The organism is Mycobacterium sp. (genome assembly GCF_046095365.1).
Lineage (GTDB): Bacteria > Actinomycetota > Actinomycetes > Mycobacteriales > Mycobacteriaceae > Mycobacterium.
This window is the reverse complement of the sequence record NZ_JBJTJF010000126.1, coordinates 1-3,846: the sequence shown is the minus strand read 5'-3', so window position 1 is coordinate 3,846 and position 3,846 is coordinate 1. Positions and strand designations below refer to the sequence as shown.

Here is a 3,846-nt window from a genome sequence, read left to right as displayed (position 1 = left end):
CCGACAGCGAGGCCGTCGAGGAGGAGCGCCGGCTGCTCTACGTCGGAATCACCAGGGCCAGAACGCATCTCGAGCTCAGCTGGGCGGCCGCCCGCGCGCCCGGCGGCCGGCAGACCCGCAAGCCGTCGCGGTTCCTGGGCGGCATCGCCCCGCAGACCCGCGGCGCGGCGGCGGCGTCGTCGGGCAAGTCGCGCCGACAGCGCGGCGCCACCCCGGTCTGCCGGGTGTGCAACGCGGTGCTGACCACCGCCCCGGCGGTCATGCTGCGCCGCTGCGAGACCTGCTCGGTGGACATCGACGAGGAACTGCTGGCCCAGCTCAAGGAGTGGCGGCTGAAAACCTCCCGGGAACTCAGCGTGCCGGCCTACGTGGTGTTCACCGACAACACCCTGATCGCCATCGCCGAGTCGCTGCCCGCCGACGACGCCGCGCTGACCGCGATCCCCGGCATCGGCGCCCGCAAGCTCGAACAGTTCGGCGCCGACGTGCTGGAACTGGTCAAGGCGAGGCGCTAGCGTGGCGCCGATGACCTGGTCGGCACGCGAGCGCGAACTGCTGGCCGTCACGCTGCGACTGCTGCGCGAGCACGGCTATGACGGGCTGACCGTCGACGACGTCGCCGCCGAGGCCCGGGCCAGCAAGGCCACCGTGTACCGAAGCTGGCCCACCAAGGCCGAACTCGTGCTCGCCGCCTTCATCGAGGGCATCCAGGCCGACGACGACCCGCCCGACACCGGCACGCTGCGCGGTGACCTGGTCGCCCTCGGCGACATGATCTGCGGCCACGCCCGCGAGCACGCCGCGGCCATGCGTGCGGTGCTCGGCGAACTCAACCGCATCCCCGCCCTGCACACCGCGCTGCAGAGCTTCCTGGCCGGCCGCAGGGCGCTGAGCACCGAGATCCTGGCGCGCGCGGTGCGCCGCGGCGAGATCGACGCCGACGCCATCAACACCGAACTGTGGGACGTGCTGGCCGGATACCTGGTGTACCGGGCGGTCATCCAGGACCGCCCGGCCACCCGCAAGACGGTCCGCTCACTGGTCGACGAGCTGCTGCTGCCCGGCTTGCGGGGGGGACGCTGCGCGGCCGAGTACTGACCAGTACTGTGCACACTGTGATCGGCAGGCTGGCCAGAAAGCACTGGATCGTGCTCGTGACCGCCGCCGTCGTCGCCCTGGCCGGCTTCGCGGTCTACCGGGTGCAGGGCATCTTCGGCTCGCACGGCACCGGTCCCGCCCCCGGGGCGATGAACGACCAGATCGTCCCGTTCAACCCCAAGCGGGTGCTGCTGGAGGTGTTCGGCGTGCCCGGCGCCACCGCGACCATCACCTACCTCGACGTCAACGCCACCCCGCAGCGCGTCGACGCCACGCTGCCGTGGACCTATCAGGACTCGACCACCACCCCGGCGGTGCTCACCAACATCCAGGCCCAGGGTGACGGCGACACCCTGGGCTGCCGCATCACCATCGACGGCGTGGTCAAGGTGGAGAACTCCTCGCAGGGCGCCGACGCCTACGTCTACTGCCTGGACAAGTCCGGATGAGCCGGGCCCGATGAGTAAGCGCACGGCGGGAAAGCCGTTCTTCCCGAACCTGATTCGCAAACTGTGCATCCCGATCGCCATCTTCTGGCTGGCGCTGGCCGCCTCCACCAACGCCCTGGTTCCTCCGCTGGAGGAGGTCGGCCGGATCCACAACGTCGCGCAGGCCTCCAAGGACGCGCCGTCGACGATCGCGGCCAAGCGGGTGGGACAGGTGTTCGGCGAGTACGACACCGACGCCCTGGTCACCATCGTGCTGGAGGGCGAGCAGCCCCTCGGCGACGAGGCGCACCGCTTCGGCGACGCCCTGGTCGAGCGGATGCGCGCCGACACCGAGCACGTCCAGCACGTCCAGTACTTCTGGGGCGATCCGCTGACCGCCGCCGGCGCCCAGAGCAACGACGGCAAGGCCGCCCAGATCCAGGTCTACCTGGCCGGCGACGCCGGCGGCAGCCAGGCCAACGAGTCCGTCGCCGCGGTCCGCGGCATCGTCGCCGACACCCCGGCCCCGGCCGGGGTCAAGGCCTACGTCTCCGGCCCGGCCGCGCTGGTCGCCGACGAGTTCGCGGTCGGGGAGAAGAGCCACGTGAAGGTCACCGCGCTGACCTTCGGGGTGATCGCGGTGATGCTGCTGATCGTCTACCGCTCGATCGTGACCGCGCTGCTGACCCTGGTCGCGGTCGCCATCCAGGTGGCCGCCGCCCGCGGCCTGGTCGCCTTCCTGGGTCACGTCGGCCTGATCCCGCTGTCGACGTACGCCACCAACCTGCTGACGCTGCTCGCGGTGGCCGCCGGCACCGACTACGCGATCTTCCTGCTGGGCCGCTACCAGGAGGCCCGCCAGGCCGGCGAGGACCGGATGGCGGCCTACTTCACCATGTACCGCAGCACCGCGCACGTCATCATCGGCTCGGGCCTGACGGTGGCCGCCGCGATCTTCTGCCTGCGCTTCACCCGCACGCCGTACTTCCAGAGCCTGGGCATCCCGGCCGGCATCGGCGTGCTGGTCACCCTGGTGGCCTCGCTGACCCTCACACCCGCCGTCATCACCATGGGCAGCAGCATCGGACTGTTCGACCCCAAGCGCGCCATGCGCACCCGCGGGTGGCGGCGGATCGGCACCGCGATCGTCCGCTGGCCCGGGCCGATCCTGGTGGCCTCGATCGCGGTGGCCCTGATCGGCCTGCTCGCGCTGCCCGGCTACAAGACCTCCTACGACGCCCGGCCCTACCAGCCGGACTGGGCGCCGGCCAAGGTCGGCTACGCCGCCGCCGAACGGCACTTCTCCACCGCCCGGCTCAACCCCGAGGTGCTGATGGTCGAGGCCGACCAGGACCTGCGCACCCCGGCGAACATGAAGGTGCTCGAGAACGTCGCCAAGGCGGTGTTCCGCACCCCCGGGGTGGCGATGGTGCAGTCCATCACCCGGCCGCTGGGCACCCCGCTGGACCACACGTCGCTCGGATTCCAGATGAGCGCGCAGTCCACCGCGCAGATCCAGAACCTGCCCTTCCAGCAGGCGCGCGCCGATGACCTGCTCACCCAGGTCAACGAGATCTCCAAGTCGATCACCCTGCTGCAGCAGCAGTACGTACTGCAGCAGCAGGCCGCCGCGGCCACCGACGAACAGGTGAGCGCCTTCCGGGAAACCTCGGAGACGGTCAAGGAGCTGCGCGACAAGGTCGCCAACTTCGACGACTTCTTCCGGCCGATACGCAACTACTTCTATTGGGAGCCGCACTGTTTCGACATCCCGCTGTGTGCGGCGTTCCGCTCGCTGTTCGACGCCCTCGACGGGGTCGATTACCTGAGCGGACAGTTTGAAGAGGTCACCGCCAGCCTGGAGAAGCTCAACGCGCTGCAACCCCAGCTGCTCGCGCTGATCCCCGAGCAGATCGACATCCAGGAACGCAACAAGGCGCTCGCCGAGACCAACCGGGCCACCCAGTCCGGACTCGCGGAGCAGGCCGCCGAGGCACTCAAGAACGCCGACGCGATGGGGCAGGCGTTCGACGAGGCCAAGGACGACAGCTCCTTCTACGTGCCCCCGGAGGTGTTCGACAACTCCGAGTTCAAGCGCGGGCTCAAACTGTTCCTGTCCCCGGACGGCAAGGCCGCGCGGATGATCATCACCCACGACGGCGACCCGGCCACCCCGAAGGGCATCTCGCACATCGACCCGATCCGCCAGTCCGCGCAGGAGGCGCTCAAGGGCACCCCGCTGGCCGGGTCGCCGTCGTGGGTGATGATCATCCGGGCGGCGCGGCCGTCCGGGGAGAGGAACAGCGTCAGGCCGCGCTTG

General features: G+C 70.3%; 4 protein-coding genes. All 4 read left to right on the top strand.

Annotation, left to right across the window (positions count from 1 at the left end):
* The coding region (locus ACKOQ4_RS10550; protein ID WP_526291565.1) for an HRDC domain-containing protein at positions 1–515 on the top strand (515 nt) is incomplete at its 5' end.
* A 10-nt stretch (positions 516–525) separates the two neighbouring features.
* A complete protein-coding gene (locus ACKOQ4_RS10545) occupies positions 526–1,098 on the top strand; it encodes a TetR/AcrR family transcriptional regulator (protein ID WP_526291563.1) in 573 nt (190 codons plus the stop codon).
* A gap of 20 nt (positions 1,099–1,118) precedes the next feature.
* A complete protein-coding gene (locus ACKOQ4_RS10540; protein ID WP_526291567.1) occupies positions 1,119–1,547 on the top strand; it encodes an MmpS family transport accessory protein in 429 nt (142 codons plus the stop codon).
* Between the two features lie 10 nt (positions 1,548–1,557).
* A partial coding sequence (locus ACKOQ4_RS10535; RefSeq protein WP_526291561.1) for an MMPL/RND family transporter occupies positions 1,558–3,846 on the top strand: 2,289 nt, incomplete at its 3' end.